This window comes from Acinetobacter sp. UBA6720 (assembly GCF_002454215.1).
In the GTDB taxonomy this organism is placed as follows: Bacteria; Pseudomonadota; Gammaproteobacteria; order Pseudomonadales; family Moraxellaceae; genus Acinetobacter.
The window spans coordinates 50,745-69,939 of sequence record NZ_DKIK01000089.1; the positions used below are offsets into that span (position 1 = coordinate 50,745).

General features: G+C 40.2%; 15 protein-coding genes. 5 read left to right on the forward strand and 10 right to left on the reverse strand.

Translation table 11 applies throughout. From position 1 onward, the window contains the following. Window positions 1-28 precede the first annotated feature (28 nt). Both tagF and B4F08_RS08000 read left to right on the forward strand, forming a co-directional pair. Window positions 29-985 (forward strand): type VI secretion system-associated protein TagF, encoded by a 957-nt coding sequence (gene tagF, locus B4F08_RS07995; protein ID WP_110975028.1) that lies wholly within the window; start codon window positions 29-31, stop codon window positions 983-985. Window positions 986-991: 6 nt separating this feature from the next. Next, window positions 992-1,756 carry an OmpA family protein gene (locus B4F08_RS08000; protein ID WP_291374063.1) on the forward strand — a complete coding sequence of 255 codons (765 nt, stop codon included), beginning with the start codon at window positions 992-994 and terminating at the stop codon, window positions 1,754-1,756. Window positions 1,757-2,267: 511 nt separating this feature from the next. On the opposite strand, the gene B4F08_RS08005 is transcribed toward B4F08_RS08000, so the two are convergent. The 6 genes from B4F08_RS08005 to B4F08_RS08030 are packed head-to-tail and all read right to left on the reverse strand — an operon-like array spanning window position 2,268 to window position 9,091. After that, window positions 2,268-3,326 carry a 2,3-butanediol dehydrogenase gene (locus B4F08_RS08005; protein WP_291374064.1) on the reverse strand — a complete coding sequence of 353 codons (1,059 nt, stop codon included), beginning with the start codon at window positions 3,324-3,326 and terminating at the stop codon, window positions 2,268-2,270. A gap of 21 nt (window positions 3,327-3,347) precedes the next feature. Beyond that, window positions 3,348-4,133, reverse strand: a complete 786-nt coding sequence (locus tag B4F08_RS08010) for an acetoin reductase (RefSeq protein WP_119063978.1) — start codon at window positions 4,131-4,133, stop codon at window positions 3,348-3,350. 11 nt (window positions 4,134-4,144) lie between these two features. Continuing rightward, on the reverse strand, window positions 4,145-5,545 hold the full coding sequence (lpdA, locus tag B4F08_RS08015) for a dihydrolipoyl dehydrogenase (protein WP_291374065.1): 1,401 nt from the start codon (window positions 5,543-5,545) through the stop codon (window positions 4,145-4,147). Window positions 5,546-5,556: 11 nt separating this feature from the next. Beyond that, window positions 5,557-7,092 carry a 2-oxo acid dehydrogenase subunit E2 gene (locus B4F08_RS08020; protein ID WP_291374066.1) on the reverse strand — a complete coding sequence of 512 codons (1,536 nt, stop codon included), beginning with the start codon at window positions 7,090-7,092 and terminating at the stop codon, window positions 5,557-5,559. Window position 7,093: 1 nt separating this feature from the next. Beyond that, window positions 7,094-8,113: an alpha-ketoacid dehydrogenase subunit beta gene (locus B4F08_RS08025; RefSeq protein WP_004979604.1), complete on the reverse strand. Its 1,020-nt coding sequence runs from the start codon at window positions 8,111-8,113 to the stop codon at window positions 7,094-7,096. Between the two features lie 15 nt (window positions 8,114-8,128). Next, window positions 8,129-9,091, reverse strand: coding sequence for a thiamine pyrophosphate-dependent dehydrogenase E1 component subunit alpha (locus B4F08_RS08030; protein WP_291374067.1), 963 nt, complete (start codon window positions 9,089-9,091; stop codon window positions 8,129-8,131). Window positions 9,092-9,433: 342 nt separating this feature from the next. On the opposite strand from B4F08_RS08030, the gene lipA reads away from it, so the two are divergent. Both lipA and B4F08_RS08040 read left to right on the forward strand, forming a co-directional pair. Continuing rightward, complete coding sequence (gene lipA, locus B4F08_RS08035; protein WP_131326498.1) at window positions 9,434-10,408, forward strand: lipoyl synthase; 975 nt, start codon at window positions 9,434-9,436, stop codon at window positions 10,406-10,408. 233 nt (window positions 10,409-10,641) lie between these two features. Further along, complete coding sequence (locus B4F08_RS08040) at window positions 10,642-11,733, forward strand: transcriptional regulator (protein ID WP_291374068.1); 1,092 nt, start codon at window positions 10,642-10,644, stop codon at window positions 11,731-11,733. A 237-nt stretch (window positions 11,734-11,970) separates the two neighbouring features. On the opposite strand, the gene B4F08_RS08045 is transcribed toward B4F08_RS08040, so the two are convergent. The 3 genes from B4F08_RS08045 to B4F08_RS08055 form a co-directional block, all read right to left on the reverse strand. After that, window positions 11,971-14,394 (reverse strand): TonB-dependent receptor, encoded by a 2,424-nt coding sequence (locus B4F08_RS08045; RefSeq protein WP_291374069.1) that lies wholly within the window; start codon window positions 14,392-14,394, stop codon window positions 11,971-11,973. Window positions 14,395-14,607: 213 nt separating this feature from the next. Further along, complete coding sequence (locus tag B4F08_RS08050) at window positions 14,608-16,005, reverse strand: MFS transporter (RefSeq protein WP_291374070.1); 1,398 nt, start codon at window positions 16,003-16,005, stop codon at window positions 14,608-14,610. After that, the gene (locus B4F08_RS08055; protein WP_291374071.1) at window positions 15,992-17,332 is read right to left on the reverse strand and encodes an LLM class flavin-dependent oxidoreductase; all 1,341 of its coding nucleotides are present in this window, start codon (window positions 17,330-17,332) and stop codon (window positions 15,992-15,994) included. The genes B4F08_RS08050 and B4F08_RS08055 overlap by 14 nt, the downstream gene beginning before the upstream one ends. Before the next feature lie 274 nt (window positions 17,333-17,606). Between B4F08_RS08055 and B4F08_RS08060 the strand changes: the two genes are divergently transcribed. Beyond that, window positions 17,607-18,254 carry a TetR/AcrR family transcriptional regulator gene (locus tag B4F08_RS08060; RefSeq protein WP_086210522.1) on the forward strand — a complete coding sequence of 216 codons (648 nt, stop codon included), beginning with the start codon at window positions 17,607-17,609 and terminating at the stop codon, window positions 18,252-18,254. 84 nt (window positions 18,255-18,338) lie between these two features. Here B4F08_RS08060 and B4F08_RS08065 read toward each other — a convergent pair whose 3' ends face one another. Next, window positions 18,339-19,046, reverse strand: a complete 708-nt coding sequence (locus B4F08_RS08065) for an SDR family oxidoreductase (protein ID WP_291374072.1) — start codon at window positions 19,044-19,046, stop codon at window positions 18,339-18,341. Between the last annotated feature and the right edge of the window lie 149 nt (window positions 19,047-19,195).

The following is a 19,195-nucleotide window of genomic DNA, read 5'->3' on the forward strand; positions in this document are numbered from 1 at the left end:
AAGACATGGGATAAGGAGGCGTGCCGATATGGATGAACTGCGTACATTGCCTTTATATTATGGAAAATACCCAGCACATGGCGATTTCTTAAAAACACGTGGACAATATGCTTTAATTCAGGTGATTGACCAATGGATTACGGAAGCTTTAGAACATGCGATGCAATCGGAAAACTTTGCTCAAGCTTATGAGAAATTACCATCATTAGACTTTTTCATTGCAAACCCACAAGAAAATCATTTTCTTGTGGCAAATTTAATTGCAAGCCATGATAGTTCAGGGCGCCAATTTCCAATGGTCTTAAGCCATTTATTGGAGGTTGATGATAGTTTCCAGCATATTATTTATGCACCATACCGCTATAAACAAACTTTGATTGATTTGTTTCAAAAAAACCGTGTAATGCGGTCACTACGCGATGAAAATATATTATTGGATAAGTTGACGAAATTACAGAATGAAATTCAGGTTTTTAATCATGTTGAAGCCTCTGCATTTTATGAACATCATACAATCCACTCATTTGCACAATTACTAAAAATTAGTAGTTACGAGTTTGCCCAAAGTATGATTGGATTAGGTTTGTTGCTACAACCAGTTATTCAGCAAGGGACAAGTCGCCTTACCAAAGTTTTGATTTTACCTATTCATAACGCTGCTTATTGCTACGAAATTGCAGCTTTTTGGGTCAAGTTAATCAGTTATTTTATTCAAAATCAAAATGCAGAGCTCTTGATAGGCATCTCTCATGACGAAAAACCGATCTTACTATTTGGTTTTCAAGGTGCTGATATTCTGACATTAAGTGAAATTTTTACACAGAAAATGGATACAGGTCGTTGGGTTTCATTGGTCAATGCAAATTGGATCGACCCTTATTTAGAACAAAATGCTGGTTTGGCAACCCTTGAACAAGCATTAAGTGAGAGGCAATTAAGCTTAATGCAAGGCGTAAAAATTTTTAAAAAAACATTTATAGATTAATGAGATATGAAAATAAATTATAAAATTACAACAACGGAAATTCTATTCAGTTTAACACTGCTTTTCGGTGTCAACGTTTGGGCAGAGCCGGTTATTGTAGAAGGCATTGTTCCCAATCAAGCCAGTAAGCAAACCATATTAGCTAAAATGTACAGCATTTATGGTGCAGATCAAATTATTGATAAAATACAAGTTAAAGCTGTAAATGCACCATCGGGTTGGAGTGAGTCTGTAGCGAATTTGGTGATTCCAGAGCTAAAAAAAGTACATCAAGGGAAATTGTCCGTACGTGGTACGCAGATGGAACTCAATGGAAAAGTAATGAGCTCAATGGATATCCAGCCCATAACAAACTTATTTCAGGGTTTAGTCATACCGCCTTATCGCTTAAATACGCAATTTTCTGTAAATCAGGCAGAACAACAAATTATTGATGATGCGCTTAAAAATCGAATTATCGAATTTGAATCTGGCAGTGCCATTTTAGCTGTAAGTGGGACACAGATTTTAGATGAAATGGCGCTGGCTTTAAATAAGGTTGGAGGAAAGAAAGTCCGAATTGTTGGGCATACAGATAGTTCTGGTGATGCGACAAAGAATCTAGCTTTAAGTAAAGAGCGAGCTATTGCTGTAAAAAACTATTTGATCAACAAGCATATCGCTGAAGAGCGTTTAAGTGTTGAAGGAATGGGAGCAAATAAACCTGTTGCTGATAATGCTACGGCTGATGGGCGCAAGAAGAATCGTCGAATTGAATTTGATGTGATATAACTTATTTATAAGAAGCTACATATAAGTGGCTTTTTATAAATAAGTTATATTTCGTATAATGTATATTATGTTAAATAGCATATCCAAGACTGTAGCCTACACAACCTCAGTTGGTGCTACAGCTCGACATCGTGAATCCTAGTAAAATTATATTCACGATGCCGAGTACGCTAATGAACATAATATACGTTATGCCGAAATCTACGCACGCAACCGATCAATGTGATGATCGAGTTTTATAAAAAACTGTTTGAGCTGATCTATTTCTTTATCGTTGCCTAATTCTGAATTTTGCAGTTGTTCTAGCACAGTCTCCAGTAGATCGTGCATGTACACATAGTCAACCTTGGTTAAAACACCCTTTGATCTGTCATAGCTGACTGTTTTGTAAATGTGCTTCAAGTGTCATTTAAAATTTGGAGAAATTATTGATACAAATATTAGAATGAGTCTGCATATACAGACTCATTCTCTGTCACTATGTATTACATAAAGTTGTATTGAAGCCTAACTACGGATGAACAATAATTTTTACAGCAGACTCATTATTGTGAATTAGTGTTTCAAAGCCTTTAGATACAAGATCATCTAATGCAATACGTTGGGTAATAAAAGGTTCTAGATTAATCTTACCTTGCTCGACTAAACGGATTGTTTCCTGATGATCATTGACATAAGCAATCGTGCCACGAATATCTAGCTCTTTCATCACCACACTATGCACATTAATTGTGGCAGGATGGCTCCAAATCGAAACGATCACGACTACACCAGTTGGTTTCATCGCCGTCACCAGTGTATCCATCACTTTATTAACACTACTACATTCAAAAGCGACATCAACTCCGCGGTCTTCCGTAATTTTCATTACTTCAGCGACTACATCAACTTGTGATGGGTCTAGTACATAATCTGCAACCCCAGCCTCTATCGCTTTTTCTTTACGTTTTGCACTCAGTTCAGTAATGATGACCGTGAGACCTTTGGCCTTTAAAATGGCTGATAAGAGTAAACCTATTGGGCCTGCTCCACCAACCAGTGCGATATCGCCAGCTTTTGCACCACTTCGTACATAGGCATGATGACCAACAGACAAAGGTTCTATCAATGCTGCTTGGTCTAAGGGAATATCATTTGAAATAGGATGTACCCAACGGCGCTGAACCGCAATTTTTTCAGAAAGACCGCCACCACGTCCGCCTAAACCAATAAAGTTCATATTTTTTGATAAATGATACTTATCATTCGGCCCAGTCGGCACATCGTCAGCAATAATGTAGGGTTCAATGACGACATGTTGCCCAATTTGGATATCATCTACACCCTCACCAACTGCATAAACCACGCCTGAAAATTCATGTCCCATTGTTACAGGTGCAGACTCTCCCGAAATTGGATGTGGATGACCGCAAGGTGGAATAAAAATAGGACCTTCCATGAATTCATGTAAATCTGTACCGCAAATACCGCACCATGCAACTTGAATTCCCACTGTGCCTGGAAGTACTTTCGGTTCAGGAATATCTTCAATTCGAATATCCCCTCGATCATAAAAACGAGCTGCTTTCATTCTGTATTCCTTATGTTGATATTAACGGTAAACCATTCCACCATCTGTCAAAATAGACTGACCTGTAATGTAGTTTGCATCCTCACTGGCTAAAAATGCAACTAATGCAGCCACGTCATCTGGTGTTTCAGCACGTCCTAAAGCAATACCATCTACATATTTTTTATACGTTTGACCAATTGGTGCACCTGTAATTTCAGAGAACCGCTGATCTATTTCGACCCACATGTCTGTGCCTACAACACCTGGGCAATAACTATTTACAGTAATTTCAGCACTGGCATATTCTTTAGCCGCAGCTTGTGTCAATGCACGAACTGCAAATTTAGTTGCCGAATAAACACCGAGTAAAGCAAAACCTTCATGACCTGCGATTGAGCAGGCATTAATAATTTTTCCCGCCTGTTGGCGTTGTTTAAATTTATTTGCTGCGGCTTGAATCCCCCAAAGTACACCACCGACATTGATGTTCATGATTTGGTTAAATTCATTCGGTGTTACTTCTGCTAAAGCTTTGACTTGTGCAATCCCTGCATTATTGATCATGATATCAAAGCCATTAAGTGTCGATTCGGCATGATCAATTGCATGACTGACTTGTATTGGATCTGAAATATCCGCAATAAATGTGGTGGTTTTTACGCCAAAGGCTTCGATCTCTTGTTGAACAGTATTTAACTTTTCTTGATGAAGATCGACCAATGCAATATGAACACCTTCTTGTGCCAAACGTAAGGCAATACCACGTCCAATTCCTTGTGCTGCACCCGTAATTAATGCAACTTTATTGTTTAAACCTCTAGGCATGTTGCGACTCCTTAAATATGAACTGCACGTTGCATTGCCGACAAGACCGACTCATGCATCGCCTCAGATAAAGTAGGATGAGGGAAAATGATCTGTGCTAAACTTTCATCGGTCGCTTCTAGGTATTTTGCGATGGCAAAACCTTGGATGTGTTCGGTGACTTCATGTCCGACCATGTGAGCACCTAACAATTCACCCGTTTCCTGACTAAAAATGGTTTTAACAAATCCTGCGCTATCGCCCAAAGCCAATGCCTTACCATTGGCTTGTAAAGGGAACTTACCCACATTGATACTCAAGCCCGCAGCTTTCGCTTTCTGTTCTGTCAAACCAATACTGGCCACTTGCGGATGAGTAAAAATACAGCCCGGAATTTGTGTACGATCTAAAGCATGTACATGACTTAGGCCTGCAATTTTCTCCACACAAAGAATGGCTTCATGACTGGCTTTGTGTGCCAAACACGGTGCGCCTGCGACATCACCAATTGCATAAACGCCCACAACATTGGTTTTACAGCATGAGTCAACTTTGATAAAACCATTCTCAAATTCAACACCCAAAGCGTCTAGGCCCAGATTTTCAGCATTCGGTTTCACGCCAATAGCTGAAAGTACCTTTTCAACACTAATGATTTGCACACCTGTGGCAGTTTCAATATGACAATGCACTTGAGCCTGATCAGTTTCTATTTTTTTTACGGTCGCTTCGGTTAAAACCTGCATACCCTGCTGTTCAAATTGCTTTTGTACATACTTCGCAACTTCAATGTCTTCGCTAGGGAGAATCTGCTTTGCAATATCAACCAAGGTGACTTGGCAGCCTAAGTCTTGGTATAGGCTTGCAAACTCACTGCCTATAGCACCCGAACCAATGACCAGTAAAGATTTTGGTAATTGTTCTGGAACTAAAGCTTCTTTATAACTCCAGACCTGATCACCATCTACAGGAATATGAGGCAAATTGGCTGCACGTGCACCTGTTGCGACAATAATATGCGGTGCAGAAATCTGCTGTTTTTGACCATTTGCATCAATAAGTTCTAATTGCTCTTTGGCAATAAATTGGGCTGTTGCATTAAAAACAGTGATTTGATTCTTTTTCAATAATTGCCCGATACCTTGCACCAGTTGATCAGAAACCTGTCTGCTATGACGGACCAGTTTTTGAATGTCAAAATCAACCGCGTTAAGCGTAAAGCCAAACTGCTCTGCATGTTTGAACTGCTGCGCAAGCGCAGCCCCGCTCAATAATGCCTTGGTTGGAATACATCCCCAATTAAGACATACTCCACCTAAGTGTTGTTTTTCAACGATTGCTGTTTTTAATCCCAGTTGCGCTGCGCGAATCGCAGCGACATATCCTCCAGGACCAGCACCAATAACCACAAGATCAAATTGTGTATCTGACATGGCTATTCCTCCTACACCAAAATTAATGCAGGATTTTCGACAAACTGCTTAAATGCCGATAGGAATTGAGCACCCAACGCACCATCAATGATACGATGATCACAAGACAATGTTGCTGTCACCATTTGACGAACAACAATCTCATCATTTTCGACGACCGCACGTTTCTCTGCTGCACCTAGGGCCAGAATTGCACCTTGAGGTGGGTTAATAATGGCATCAAACTGTTGAATACCAAGCATTCCCAAATTGGAAATGCTGAAACTGCCACCTTGAAACTCATCAGGTGCTAATTTTCCAGTTTTGGCACGTGTCGCCAAATCACGCATATCATTGGAAATTTGCGCCAAAGATTTACGGTTTGCTGCTTTAATAATTGGCGTGATCAGTCCGTTTTCGATGGCCACAGCAACCGAAATATCAGCCTGTTCAAATTGTAAAATCTGCTGATTTTCTTCATCAAACTGAACATTGACCTGTGGAACTTTGATCAGTGCAGCAGCAGCAGCTTTAATCAGCATATCGTTAATGGACAGTTTGACATGCGGTACAGTACTGTTAATTTGCTGACGCAAAGCCTGAACCGACTCAACATTTAAGTCTATCGTTAAGCGAAAATGTGGTGCATTACGTTTTGCTGCTTGTAGCCGTGAAGCGATTGCTTTACGCATACCATTCATAGCCACAGTGGTGAATTTTGCGGATTCTGCTGGATGCGCATGCTCAGTATGTTGAGCTTGTACAGGGTTTTCACGTTGATATACAGCTTCAACATCCTCCTTACAGACTCGTCCACGTGAACCCGATGCACGACAATCATGTAAATTAATACCCCATTGTTTTGCCAAACGGCGGGCAACAGGTGTCGCTAGAACATCACTATCATCTGCTTTAGATTTCGCGGCTTTCGTACTGGCTTGATGACGCACATCTGGCCAAGAACCACCAGCAGCTTGAACTGCAGCCTGAATATCTTGAACACTAATACGACCTTCACGTCCAGAACCCGTAATCTGAGACAAGTTTACATTATGCTTTTCAGCCAATTTCAAGGCATGAGGCGTTGCAAAAATATCATCGCTTTGTTGGAAGCCTTGTAACGTAGCAGGAATTGAATATCCGCCCTGAGCCACCGCTTTTGATGCATGACCAACACTGTTCTGTTTAGGCGTAGCTTGTACTTTGGTTTCAACTTGAGCCACAGCTACTTTTTCAGGAACCGCTGCTACCGCTTTATGTTCAGTTACAGCAGGTGTTCCACCTAAGGACTGTGCAAATGCTGCAACTTCTGCATCGGAAACTTGAGCGTCTGCACAAATTGCAATGACTCCACCTACGACCAGCGTGTCACCATCTTTAGCAATAATTTTTCGTAGCAAGCCATCAAAAGGTGCCTCCAATACATTGACGATTTTTGTGGTTTCAATTTCACAAATATCCTGTCCTTTACTAAATTGCGTACCTTCCTGAATTAGCCATTGGGCAATCGTGCCCTCTTCCATGGACAAACCCCATTTTGGGATTTCTAAGGTTTTAATTTCGCTCATCCTAAGCCTCCAACGTCTTACGTACAGCCTGTTCGATGCGTTCTACACTAGGTAGCCATTCTTTTTCTAATACTGGTGAAAATGGTACGGGTGAGTGTGGTGGAGTGACTAACTCGATTGGTGCTTTAAGATAATGAAAGCCTTTCTGTGCAATGAGTGCAGCCACATCATGTCCGAAACCACAACGCGCTGCAGATTCATCCACAATCACCACGCGGCCTGTTGAAGCCACTGACTCTAAAATACCGTCTTCATCTAATGGAGAAATGGTTCGAGGGTCAACCACTTCAACCGAAATACCTTCTTTTGCGAGCTTATCCGCGACTTCATTGGCACGATGTACCATCAGGCTTAAAGCAATAATGGTAATATCAGTGCCTTCACGAGTGTAATTTGCGACACCAAAAGGAATGGTGTAAGCCTCATCTGGCACTTCACCCTTAATGTCGTACAACAACTTGTGTTCGCAAAATACGACAGGATCGTCATCTCGAATGGCTTGAATTAACAGTCCTTTCACATCATAGGCACTCGAAGGCACCACCACTTTTAAGCCTGGCACTGAGGCAAACACGTTATATGGCGACTGGGAGTGCTGCGCTGCTGCGGAAAAACCTGCACCAATCATGCCACGTACAACGAGTGGAGCTTTGGCTTTACCACCAAACATGTAGCGGAATTTAGCCGCTTGGTTATACAACATGTCATAACACACGCCGTAAAAATCCATGAACATTAAATCAGCCACAGGTCTTAAACCTGTTGCAGCAGCACCGGCCGCCATACCAATAATCGCCGACTCTGTAATTGGAGTATCAATGACTCGCTCAGAACCAAATTCAGTCCATAAGCCTTTGGTTACACCAAGCACACCGCCAAAACCTTCCAGTTTATTGTCATCAGTATTTTTACCACCATGCCCACCACGAACATCTTCACCGACCACAATGACACTTGGGTCACGGCGCATTTCTAATTCAATTGCTTCTTTAATCGCATTTCGATAACTTTTATTTGGCATTTTTCTACTATTCCTTTAGTAAGAGACGTAAACATCAGTAAGTAACTGAGAGACTTCTGGGTACTTAGCTGCGCGTGCTTTTGCAACGGCATCGTCTACATTGGCTTTAGACTGAATATCAATGGCATCCAGTTTGGCTTCGTCAATTTTGCCTTTGATTTTTTTACGGAATATTTTCAATGGGTCTTTATGTTCTTTGACATAATCCAGTTCTTCTTTAGAACGGATAAGTCCCGGATCACCTTCAAAATGTCCATAAAAACGGTTGGTTACCGTTTCAATCACACTTGGACCTTCGCCACGGCGGGCACGTTCAATGGCCTTTTGTGCAACTTCATACACAGCAAAAAAGTCTGTTCCGTCTACCTTTTCCGCAGGTAAGCCAAAACCTGCTGCTCGACCTGCAATGTCTTTACTGCCTACGGCATAATCATGTGCAGTACCTTCACCAAAACCATTATTTTCAAAAACAAAAATGACAGGGAGCTTTAACACCACAGCCATATTAATGGCTTCAAAAGTTAAGCCCTGATTTGACCCACCATCCCCCGTAAATGACAGACCAATCCCACCATTCTTGAGTGTTTTGGCGCTTAAAGCAGCCCCAATCGCTAAAGGTGGGCCACCACCCACAATACCGTTTGCACCAAGCATGCCTTTATCTAAGTCGGCAATGTGCATGGAACCGCCTTTTCCACGACACAAACCATCATCTTTGCCAAAAATTTCTAGCATCATGGCGTGAATGTCACAGCCCTTAGCAATACAATGTCCGTGACCACGATGCGTTGATGTAATGAAGTCCTTATCTGTTAAATTTTCACAAATTCCGACTGCAACAGCTTCCTCACCGCTATATAAATGGATGAAACCGGGAATATCACCAGTATTGTTTTCATCGTGAAGTCGATCCTCAAATTCACGAATGTCGCGCATTCTTTTGTATGCTGCTAGCAATTGCTCTTCCGTTAATTGCATATCTTTGTTCCTTATTAACTACGCTTAAAAGAAAATCCCAAAAAGAGTGATTGGATTTTTAAACCGTATATTTATATAAGAACATTTTTATTCAATTTAATATTAGACTAAAAAAATATAATGCATAAAAAGATAAGATAAATATGAAAAACAAAAAGTTATGGGATTAAATTTTTTTGTAAAATTTTACAATAGTTCAATCACATATGAAAACAAACCTTTAACCAACCTTTATTTTATATGATAAGTTTTTTGCACTGTTTTAATATTATTAATGCAACTCAAAGAGCTTATTTAATATCAGGATCTATATTAATTATTTTAAACGAAGGAGTGTTTGAAATGGATTTAAATAACACAGTATTAACAGGAAAGAAGTTACGTGGCGCTGAAAAAATGGCGCGTATTCCGATTAAAGTTGTTCCAACGGAAACGACACCGAAAAAACCAGAATGGATTCGGACCAAAATTAGTCAACCTGAAGACGTTCAAATCATTAAGGATTTATTACGGCAACAAAAACTGCATACGGTTTGTGAAGAAGCGGCCTGCCCTAACTTGCCACAATGTTTTGGCAGTGGGACAGCAACATTCATGATTATGGGAGATATTTGTACTCGACGCTGCCCATTCTGCGATGTTGCTCATGGTCGTCCTAATATCCTAGATATTAATGAGCCAAAGCATTTGGCTGAAACGGTCAAGAATCTAAACTTAAAGTATGTCGTGATCACTTCGGTTGACAGAGATGATTTAAAAGATGGTGGTGCACAGCATTTTGCAGATTGCATTCGAGAAATTCGTCAAACCAGTCCAGAGACTTTGATCGAAATTTTGGTTCCTGATTTTCGTGGTCGTGCAGATATTGCCCTTAAGATTCTGAGCCAAAACCCACCGGATGTCTTTAACCACAATATTGAAACCGTTCCACGTCTGTATAAAGCCATGCGACCAGGCTCTAACTATCAGCATTCATTGGATTTACTCAAAAAATTTAAACACTACTGTCCTGACATTCCAACCAAATGTGGTTTGATGGTCGGTTTAGGAGAAGTCGAGGCTGAGGTTATCGTGTTATTAAATGATTTGAAAGATTATCAAGTGGACTATGTCACAATCGGTCAATATTTACAGCCATCCAAATCTCATGCGCCAATTCATCGCTTTGTTACATTGCAAGAGTTTAAGCACTATCAAACGCATGGAGAGCGCTTAGCGTTTAAAAATATTTGGAGTGCGCCATTGGTGCGATCAAGTTATTTTGCAGACCGTCAGTATCATGGTGAGGCCGTCCCTAACCCTTACATGAGCGAATGACTTTTCATTATGTTTACGTTTATTAACATTTCAGATGGAAATAGTCATTTTCAGCTCATAAGAACACTTTTAAAGTAACTTAAAAGTTGGTAAAGCCAAAAGATATGCTTTAACCAAGCCAAGATAAAAGCATTTAAAATCGAAGCAAGACGAAATGACGTAAATGACTATAAATTTGGAAACTCATTTCTAAAGTTTAAAAATATTACAGTCTCATCATAAAGGAATATGATATGAACCTGTTCAATACCGCATCTGCAAAGAAGCTGCAAACAACCCATTTAATTAATCAGCACATCGTTCATGCCGCCCCTGTTTTGGCTTTGCCAGAAGAGGATCAAACCTCTTTATTTCGTCGCTCTATCCAACACAATTATGCTGATTTATTAAGAATAGCCAATGATTCTGACATGGCTATTGGTTTGACAGACCATCAGGGTACGCTTTTATGGACATGGAGTAGTTCCGCAATGCTCTCTTCTGCTGAACAGGTTCATTTTATTGAGGGTGGACACTGGTCTACACAGGCGGTTGGAACCAATGCCATTGGCATGACCTTGAACAGTCAAATGTCAAGTTGTGTCTATTCTCATGAAAACCAAATGGATAGTGTTCGGGACTGGGTCTGTTATGCCGCACCGATCTGGGATCCAACATCAGGTCAATTTCATGGCATTATTAATCTTTCCACAAAATATAAAAAACATACCCCTTTAGGGCTACTTGCCGTTGAACGCTGTTCAGACTTAATACAGAGGACTATCAAATTTGAACAGCAAAATTTTTTATATATTAAAGCACTAGGTTCACCTTGGGTCCAATTTAATGGACATACATTGAACTTGAGTCACCGTCAAATTGAAATACTCTGTATTTTAGCCTTGCATCCTTATGGTATAGGTTTAGACGAATTACACTATGCCCTTTATGGTGAACGTAATGTTAGTATAAAAACCCTCAAAGCTGAGCTTTCACAACTTCGTAGCCTGCTTCCGCATTGCATTGAGGCACGTATTTATAAACTCACCTGCGAGGTTCAATGTGACTTTTTACGTGCTGAACACTCGTTGAATGCAAATCTTATTGCCAGTACGTTCTCGCTATATAAAGGGAGCTTTTTATCTAAATCAGAAAGTCCTTTACTCAGCACATGGAGGCATTGTTTTGATGCTCGTTTAAGCCAGTTGATTTATCAAATGGAAGATATAGATCAACTGCTACGAATTATTGGGCAGACACATGACCGGATTGATGCTGTACAACGTCTACTAGAATTGCTACCGCAGGACAGTATTCATCGTAACTATTTTCTAGATCTTATTTAGATCCAGTGGCTGACTTTAAACTTAATAAATAATAAGTTAAAGACTATATTCCCAAATCTGATCTTACTTTTTATTAAAGTTCGGCATCGTCAATATGTAAATTATATTCACAAGTTTAGAATGAGGGCGGATTCTTCCTAAAATCCTCTCCCTAGCCCTCTCCTTTAAAAAGGAGAAGGAACTTTCATTGTGATTTTAATACAGCTCAAAAAATGACTGATGCAAGAAAGCCATTAACTAAAAGCTGTATTTAATACTTGCCCCTACTGTTCGAGGTTGTGCAGCAGAGCCTGCATAAACACCATTTCCAGAATTAACCAAACCTAAATAATAATGTTTATCCAAGGCATTTTTTGCCCAAATAGATATATCGACGTCGTTTTTACCATGAGGAATACGAATACCTGTGGTTAAATTCAATACCCCATAACTTGGAATTTTAGAATAAATTGAATTGTTTACATCTGAAAAAGTCTCTGAGCGCCAACCATAGTTAACTAAACTATAGTGCTGTGCATTGGCAAACACGTCATGCTGATGCTGAACAGTCAAATTTGCCGTCCAACGTGGCGCACCATTGACGCGATTGCCCGAAATATCACGGTAACCCTTGCCATAGCCACTATCACTTGTCCCCCCGGCACCATTAAACTCTTCAAAAGGTGTCGGTGCTGTTCCCGAATCAAAAGTTGCATCCGTATATGCGGCATTGAAGTTTAGGGAAAATTGACGGTTCAGTTTCGCCTTTAAATCAATTTCGACACCTTGACTGGTCAAATCTCCAACGTTGGTCAACAGACCTAAAAACTGGTTGCCTAAAGCAATATTGGTGACAGCCTGATAGTCTTTAATTTTGGTATAAAAGGCGTTGATATTTGCATATAAGCGCTGATCTAACCATGTAGTTTTTAGTCCAATTTCAATATTTTCGGCTTTTTCTGGGTCGATATTTAAAGCATCATTACCTAGAATAGCGGCAGGCGTGGCAACACTATTGATATTAAAGCCACCTGATTTTTCCCCTGTAGAGAAAGTTGCGAAACCTAAAATATTGGGTTTAAACGCGTAACTTGCTGTCACCAACCCCGAAACACTGTTGTCTTTCCTTGATAAAGGCCCCGAATTAAATGCTTTAAATAAAGGGCTTAGTGATGCATAGATAATAGGCTCGACGTTATTTTGTTGAACTTCGCCACTTTTACGTTCGGAAGTTAAACGGAGTCCTGTGGTTAAATCAAACTTGTCTGTCGCATGCCATGTCGACTGCCCAAATAAAGCATAACTGTCAGTGGTTGAACGACCTGTCCCTGAGAGATAGGCATTGTTCGGATAGGCCGTTGTGAGTGCTGCTGCATCCGCCCCCGTACGATAAGCATTGTTACTGCTAATATCTTGATAGAAATAATAGCCCCCGACAACATAGTCGAAAGTATCACTGCTTGGTGAGGCTAGGCGGACTTCCTGAGAAAACTGATCTTGCTCAACTTCAAAGCCACCTGTAATACCATCTAAAGGGGTAAAGTCTAAATCATTCTTGGGTTTAAAATTCCAATCTCGCCATGCTGTAATTGAGGTTAGCTTAAAACCATTGTCAAACAACCAGTTGGCTTCTGCAGAAGCAGCACTTTGGTCTACTTTAGATTGCTGTTCGGCATCGAAGTCGACTTTATAATCATAGGGATTACGGTCAATATTTTTTGCACCGAGCAATTTAGCACGCTCTGCATAGGTTGTTGCATTTGAACCTGCTACGCCTAACGGTAAATAGCTGGCTGGATTTCCATTTGGATTCCAAGGCGCAAAGCTATAAGGCACCAAAGAACCTGTACTTGAATCTTCGCGATTATGCTCAGCAATAATTCTTAGACTAAACGCATCGTCAGGTTTATATAAAAGTTGTCCTCTCGCACCAAAGCGATTAATTTCATTGAGATCTTCACCTGTATGAGTATTTTCAACCCAACCATCATCATGGGTTCCATAAGCCGATAATCGAACAGCTACAGTATCAGACAAAGGTTGGTTGATCGTCGCCTTCGCTTGTTTATAGCCACGCTCACCTACCGAAATTTCAGCACTCCCTTCTCGATCAAAAATGGGTTGCTTCGATGTAATATTTAAAACTCCTGCTGTGGTGTTTTTACCAAATAGAGTTCCTTGTGGCCCACGCAGTAAATCAATTTGTTCAATATCTAATAGGTCAAATACCGCTTGTCCCGGTCGCCCTAAATAAACATTATCCAAGTAAATCCCTACACTGCCTTCCAAGCCTTCATTGGCAGTATTATTGCCAATCCCTCGCACAGCCACACTAGATTGTCGCGCATGAATAAATTGTGAGGTGAAGTTAGGCAGTTGTTGTTGTAAATCTTGTACCTGATAAATCTTGGCTTCTTCAAGCTGTTTACCTTTCAGCACGGTAATCGGTGCTGGAACTTTTTGTTCACTTTCCACCCGTCTACGGGCAGTAACTGTAACTGTTTCAAGCTGAATCGCATCTACATTTTGCTCACTGGCTTTTAGATGTTCAATGTCAGTCTGTGATTCTTCTGCATAAAGGCATTGTGATGCTGCCGCGATTGCAACAGACAGTGTGGTGAATATAAATGGTCTTGATGCGACCACGCGAAATCCTGCTACTTTCAATGTGTTTAAACTCATGATTTACCCCGAAAAAATTGTGTTTTAAGTGCATGTACTGCGAAAATGGGCCATTTAAAAAGTCAAAAACGGCTCTTACTTTTCGATTGAAAAATAATATTTAAATGATCCAATAACGTTTTTTGAGTATCTAAGCGAATCAACATCGCTCAAGTTGTATGTGCTTTTGTAACCGTTCAATTGAATAGTTGAAGAAAAATAATATTTCGACACTCATTGTTTTAAGACCCCGAAATGACTGTGCTTAACTTTGGCAATGTCTTTTGGATAAAAATACAAAGCAGCGACCAATAACCCTAGTGCAACTATTCCACTGATGATTGGAAGCACTGTAAGTGCAGCAGAGATGCCATAGGCATCAGAAATCAAACCAGCAATAAATGGCCCCGGGATTGAACCTAATAAGTGGATCGTCATCACAGAAGTTGTTCCTGACAAAGTCCGGGCAGAGACAGGAACTAACTCTTGGGTCAAGCTCAATGGGCCAGAACTGCAAAAACTTAAAACTGCCCCTGCTAAAACGATCAGACCAAATTGCAGTTTTAAATCTGTCAAAAATCCAAAAGCAATTGCATAAAATACTGTAGCTAAAGCATAGCCAACCAGTGAAACATAGAATTTTGCTTTAAAAAAACGTTGTGTCAGGTGATCTAAAACCCAACCACCGAGCGGTAAAGTAAGAATACCCACCAGTAAAAATGCACTGGTCATGAGCGAAGCTTGCGCCAATTCTAAATGATGCACACGGTGTAAATAACTTGGCAAAAAGAACACCACAGGAATCCACTGTAAGGTAACGACCGCCATAGTGACATAAGTGAGTAACAACGAAGGCGTGTGCCGAATCGCGTTCCAATTCTGCTTGATCAAGGTCCAGCGAGACGGCACAGAAGAAGCTAAAGATATTTCTGAATGAGACGTTCCAGATTGAGCCTGCTTGGTTTGTACAACATGTTCATGAACTAAAACACTTTGATAATCACGGCCACGATACAACAGAAATGCAACAACTATTCCTGGCATTGCGAGCAACCCTAACGCATGTCTCCAACCATAATGCTGTGCCACATAGCCACCGAAGGCAATACCGACCGCCATACCAATCGGTTGACTGGCAGAAAAGATACCGAGTGCTAGTTGTAATCGACGGCGTGGAAATGCGGTACTTATCCACGAGTATGAAGCTGGGGCATACGCCGCTTCACCGATACCCACAAATAAGCGTGTGGTAGCTAACTGAGAAAAGCTAGAGCTGAATGCACCTAAAGCAGACGCAATACCCCAGAATATTCCCATCAAACTGGCAACTTTAATACGGCCATAGCGTTCAATTAGCATGGATACTGGAAAAGCAAACAAAACCATGCCCAAAGTCAAAATAGAACTCAGTAAACCTGCCTGTGCATCACTAATACCCCAGTCTTTTTGTATATATGGCAAAATACTGGCAATAATCATCCGATCAGCAAAGTCAAAAACCATCAATAAACATAGTAGAAAAAAGACTTTCGCTGTGACCTTGCGTCCAAACAAATAGTCGAGAGTGGGTTGCTCAACTTTAGCAAATTCGGCGGGTTCTACGTCCACATGTTTAAGGTCAAGCTGCGTCATGATATTGGCTCCGTGGACGGGTTAAACCTAAGTGTTCACGTAAGGTAGTACCTTCATATTCTTGTCTAAACAGGCCACGGCGCTGTAACTCAGGAATCACCTGTTCGACAAAGTCGGTTAAACCAATCGGAAATGTCGGAGCTAGAATATTAAAACCATCGGCTGCACCATTGTTAAACCAATGCTCAAGCTCATCTGCAACTTGAACTGGTGTGCCAATCAAAATTTTATGACCTCTCGCCCCTGCGACTTTTTTATAGAGCTGGCGAATGGTTAAATTTTCTGCACGGGCTAAATCAAGCAATAATTGCTGACGGCTCTGCCAACCTTCTGTCACGGGAAAATCAGGCACAGGATCATCCAAAGAATATTTTTCCCAGTCAATATTGCCTAAAAATGCAGACAGCAAACCAACACCGACAACTGGATCAATTAAAGATTGTAATTGTTCAAATTTTTCCAGAGCTTGCTCATACGTTTCTGCAACAATTGGCATGATACCTGGCATGACTTTAATACTGTCTGGATCCCGACCAAAAGCAGCCGCGCGTGCTTTGATATCTTGATAAAAAGCCTGAGCACCTTCTAAAGTTTGCTGTGCTGTAAACACGACTTCAGCAGTCTCTGCTGCTAGGTGGCGGCCATCTTCCGAGGAACCTGCTTGCACAATGACAGGATAACCTTGTACTGGTCGTGCAGATTGTAATGGTCCTGCAACTGAATAAAACTCACCTTGATAATTGAGATAATGCAATTTGCTTGCATCAAAAAAATTACCTGATGTTTGGTCAAATATATAGGCATCATCATCAAAACTATCCCATAAACCTTTGACCACATCGACATATTCACGTGCACGTAAATAGCGTTCTGTATGTTTGTTTTGCTCAGTTAAATTAAAATTTTTAGCTTCAAAGTCAGTGCCTGAAGTCACTAAATTCCAACCTGTGCGCCCATGGCTAATGTGATCCAAAGACGCAAATAAACGGGCTAAATGGAACGGTGCTAAGTATGAAGTTGAGATCGTGCTAATTAAGCCAATTTTCTCAGTGACTTGAGACAGTACCGATAAAACAGTTAGAGGTTCCCAATAGTATGCAGGCGCTCCTTTAGCCAATAAATGCGGTGCAGCTTGTGGCCAACCTAGACCATCTGCAAAAAAAATAGCATCAAATTTGCCCTGCTCTGCAATTTTTGCCAAATTCTTTAAATGTTCTAGGCTTGTCACGTCTTCAGGATTCACCTCTGGATGTCGCCAAGCAGCTAGATGATGCCCCACACTCTGTAAAAATGCCCCTAATTTTATTTGTCGCTTTGATTCACTCATATTTTTCTCACATAATTGAGCTTACTTAAATTACAAATTTTCAAATTTCTTGATCGTTTTTTGATATTTGATAATAAGAATTTAAGTAAACGATATCGTTCACTTATGTTTTTAAAATAAGAGAAATAGTTTTAAATCAAAAATAATTAATCGGGATAATGTTATTCATTGTTCATATATAGTTTTGTTGAATGATTATACGAACAGAGATTGATTATTCTTTTAATTGTCTTTTTAATAGAACCTTTAGACGACATATCAAAAAGCCAGCTAGATGACAAATGATTGTACAAAATTAAAAAAGGTATTGACGGGACGCCCGACACGACAAGATTCTGAGGCATTGCATGAACACTTATTAAATATCGCCTCTGTTTATTTTTTAGAACATGGTTTCCAAGCCAGTAGTATTGAAGGAATCGCTAAAAAAGCACAGGTTTCCAAACTGACGATTTATAGACAATATCAAAATAAAACCAACTTATTTATTGCTGTGATTCAAGCAGGGGTGGAACAATATATAGCTGATATTCGTGATTGGTCTAGAAATAAGACAGTGGATGCCGAAAGTTTATATGAACTGGGTATGTTTATTGCGACACGCTGGTTTTCTTTGGAGAATATACGGTTACTACGGATGACAATTCCTGAAGTACAACGGATTCAAGAATTATCAGATATGATCAACGCCCTGATGATGCAAAGCCGTCAACCTGTCGAAGAATTCTTAGCTAAACTCAATCAACAGAAAGGATATCATATTAAAAATCTCGGGATGGCAACCATTCAATTTATTCAGTTGTGTGTTTTTGGACATTATTATTTGCTTCGAGATGAGTCTTATTTACCAAATACAGAGCTATTGCACGAAAACGTGCAAAATACAGTGCACCTATTTTTGAATGGTTATCGCACTGTTTAAAATATTGTGATCTTATTTGAAATAAAAACAATATGCAGTCCCTCAATAGAAGCGAAACTGCATTTCATTATTTAGGCTGTGCTATTACCACTCAATTTCATTGCCCTGAAAGTCGACAAATCGCTGTTCGTTTTTACCCATAAAATTTTCAATCACAGCAACCATGCCCGTGGTACTTTGTTTCACACTGATAGGAGCATGACTTCCGCCCATTTCAGTTTGAACCCAACCAGGGTGTAAATTGAGTACACCAATCTGAGCAGGAATGGCTTCATTTACTGCAAAGCCACGTGTAAGACTATTCAAAGCCGCCTTGCTCGCACGATACAGTTCCATATTTCCATCATCGTTTAAAGTTACACTTCCCATACGAGAGCTCATAAATGCAATCACACTCTTTTCAGCCATTAAAGGAAGAAGTTTTCTCGCAACTGTCACAGGCGCAATGCTATTTACCCAAAATAGATGAGAAATTTCATTTGGTGTACAACTCTCAACATGTTGATGTTCCGGCCCTAAAACACCCGCCGAAACCAACAGTAAATTGATTGATTTTTCATGATATTGGCGGGTTAAAGACTCAACTGTTTGCACATGGTTTAAATCCAGTTCGACCAGTTCAAGCTTGTCTGCAAACTCAGTGAGCAATTGATTCAATTCTGTAGAGACTTGGTTTATATCTCGAATGGTCGCTATAACTTCCCAATGCTGATTCAGTAATTCACGAACTAAGCCTAAACCAATCCCTCTTGAAGCACCAACTACAATTGCACGTTTATTCGCATTCAACATAATATGTTCCTATTCACTTTATGAACCGTATATAAAACATCTAAAAATCAGATGTATAGCATCTTTTTTAGTCATAAACGACAACAATATACAAGTCTAAAGGACATCCTGTTTTCACTCTATGGATCTCCATCTAAGGTCTTATTTTT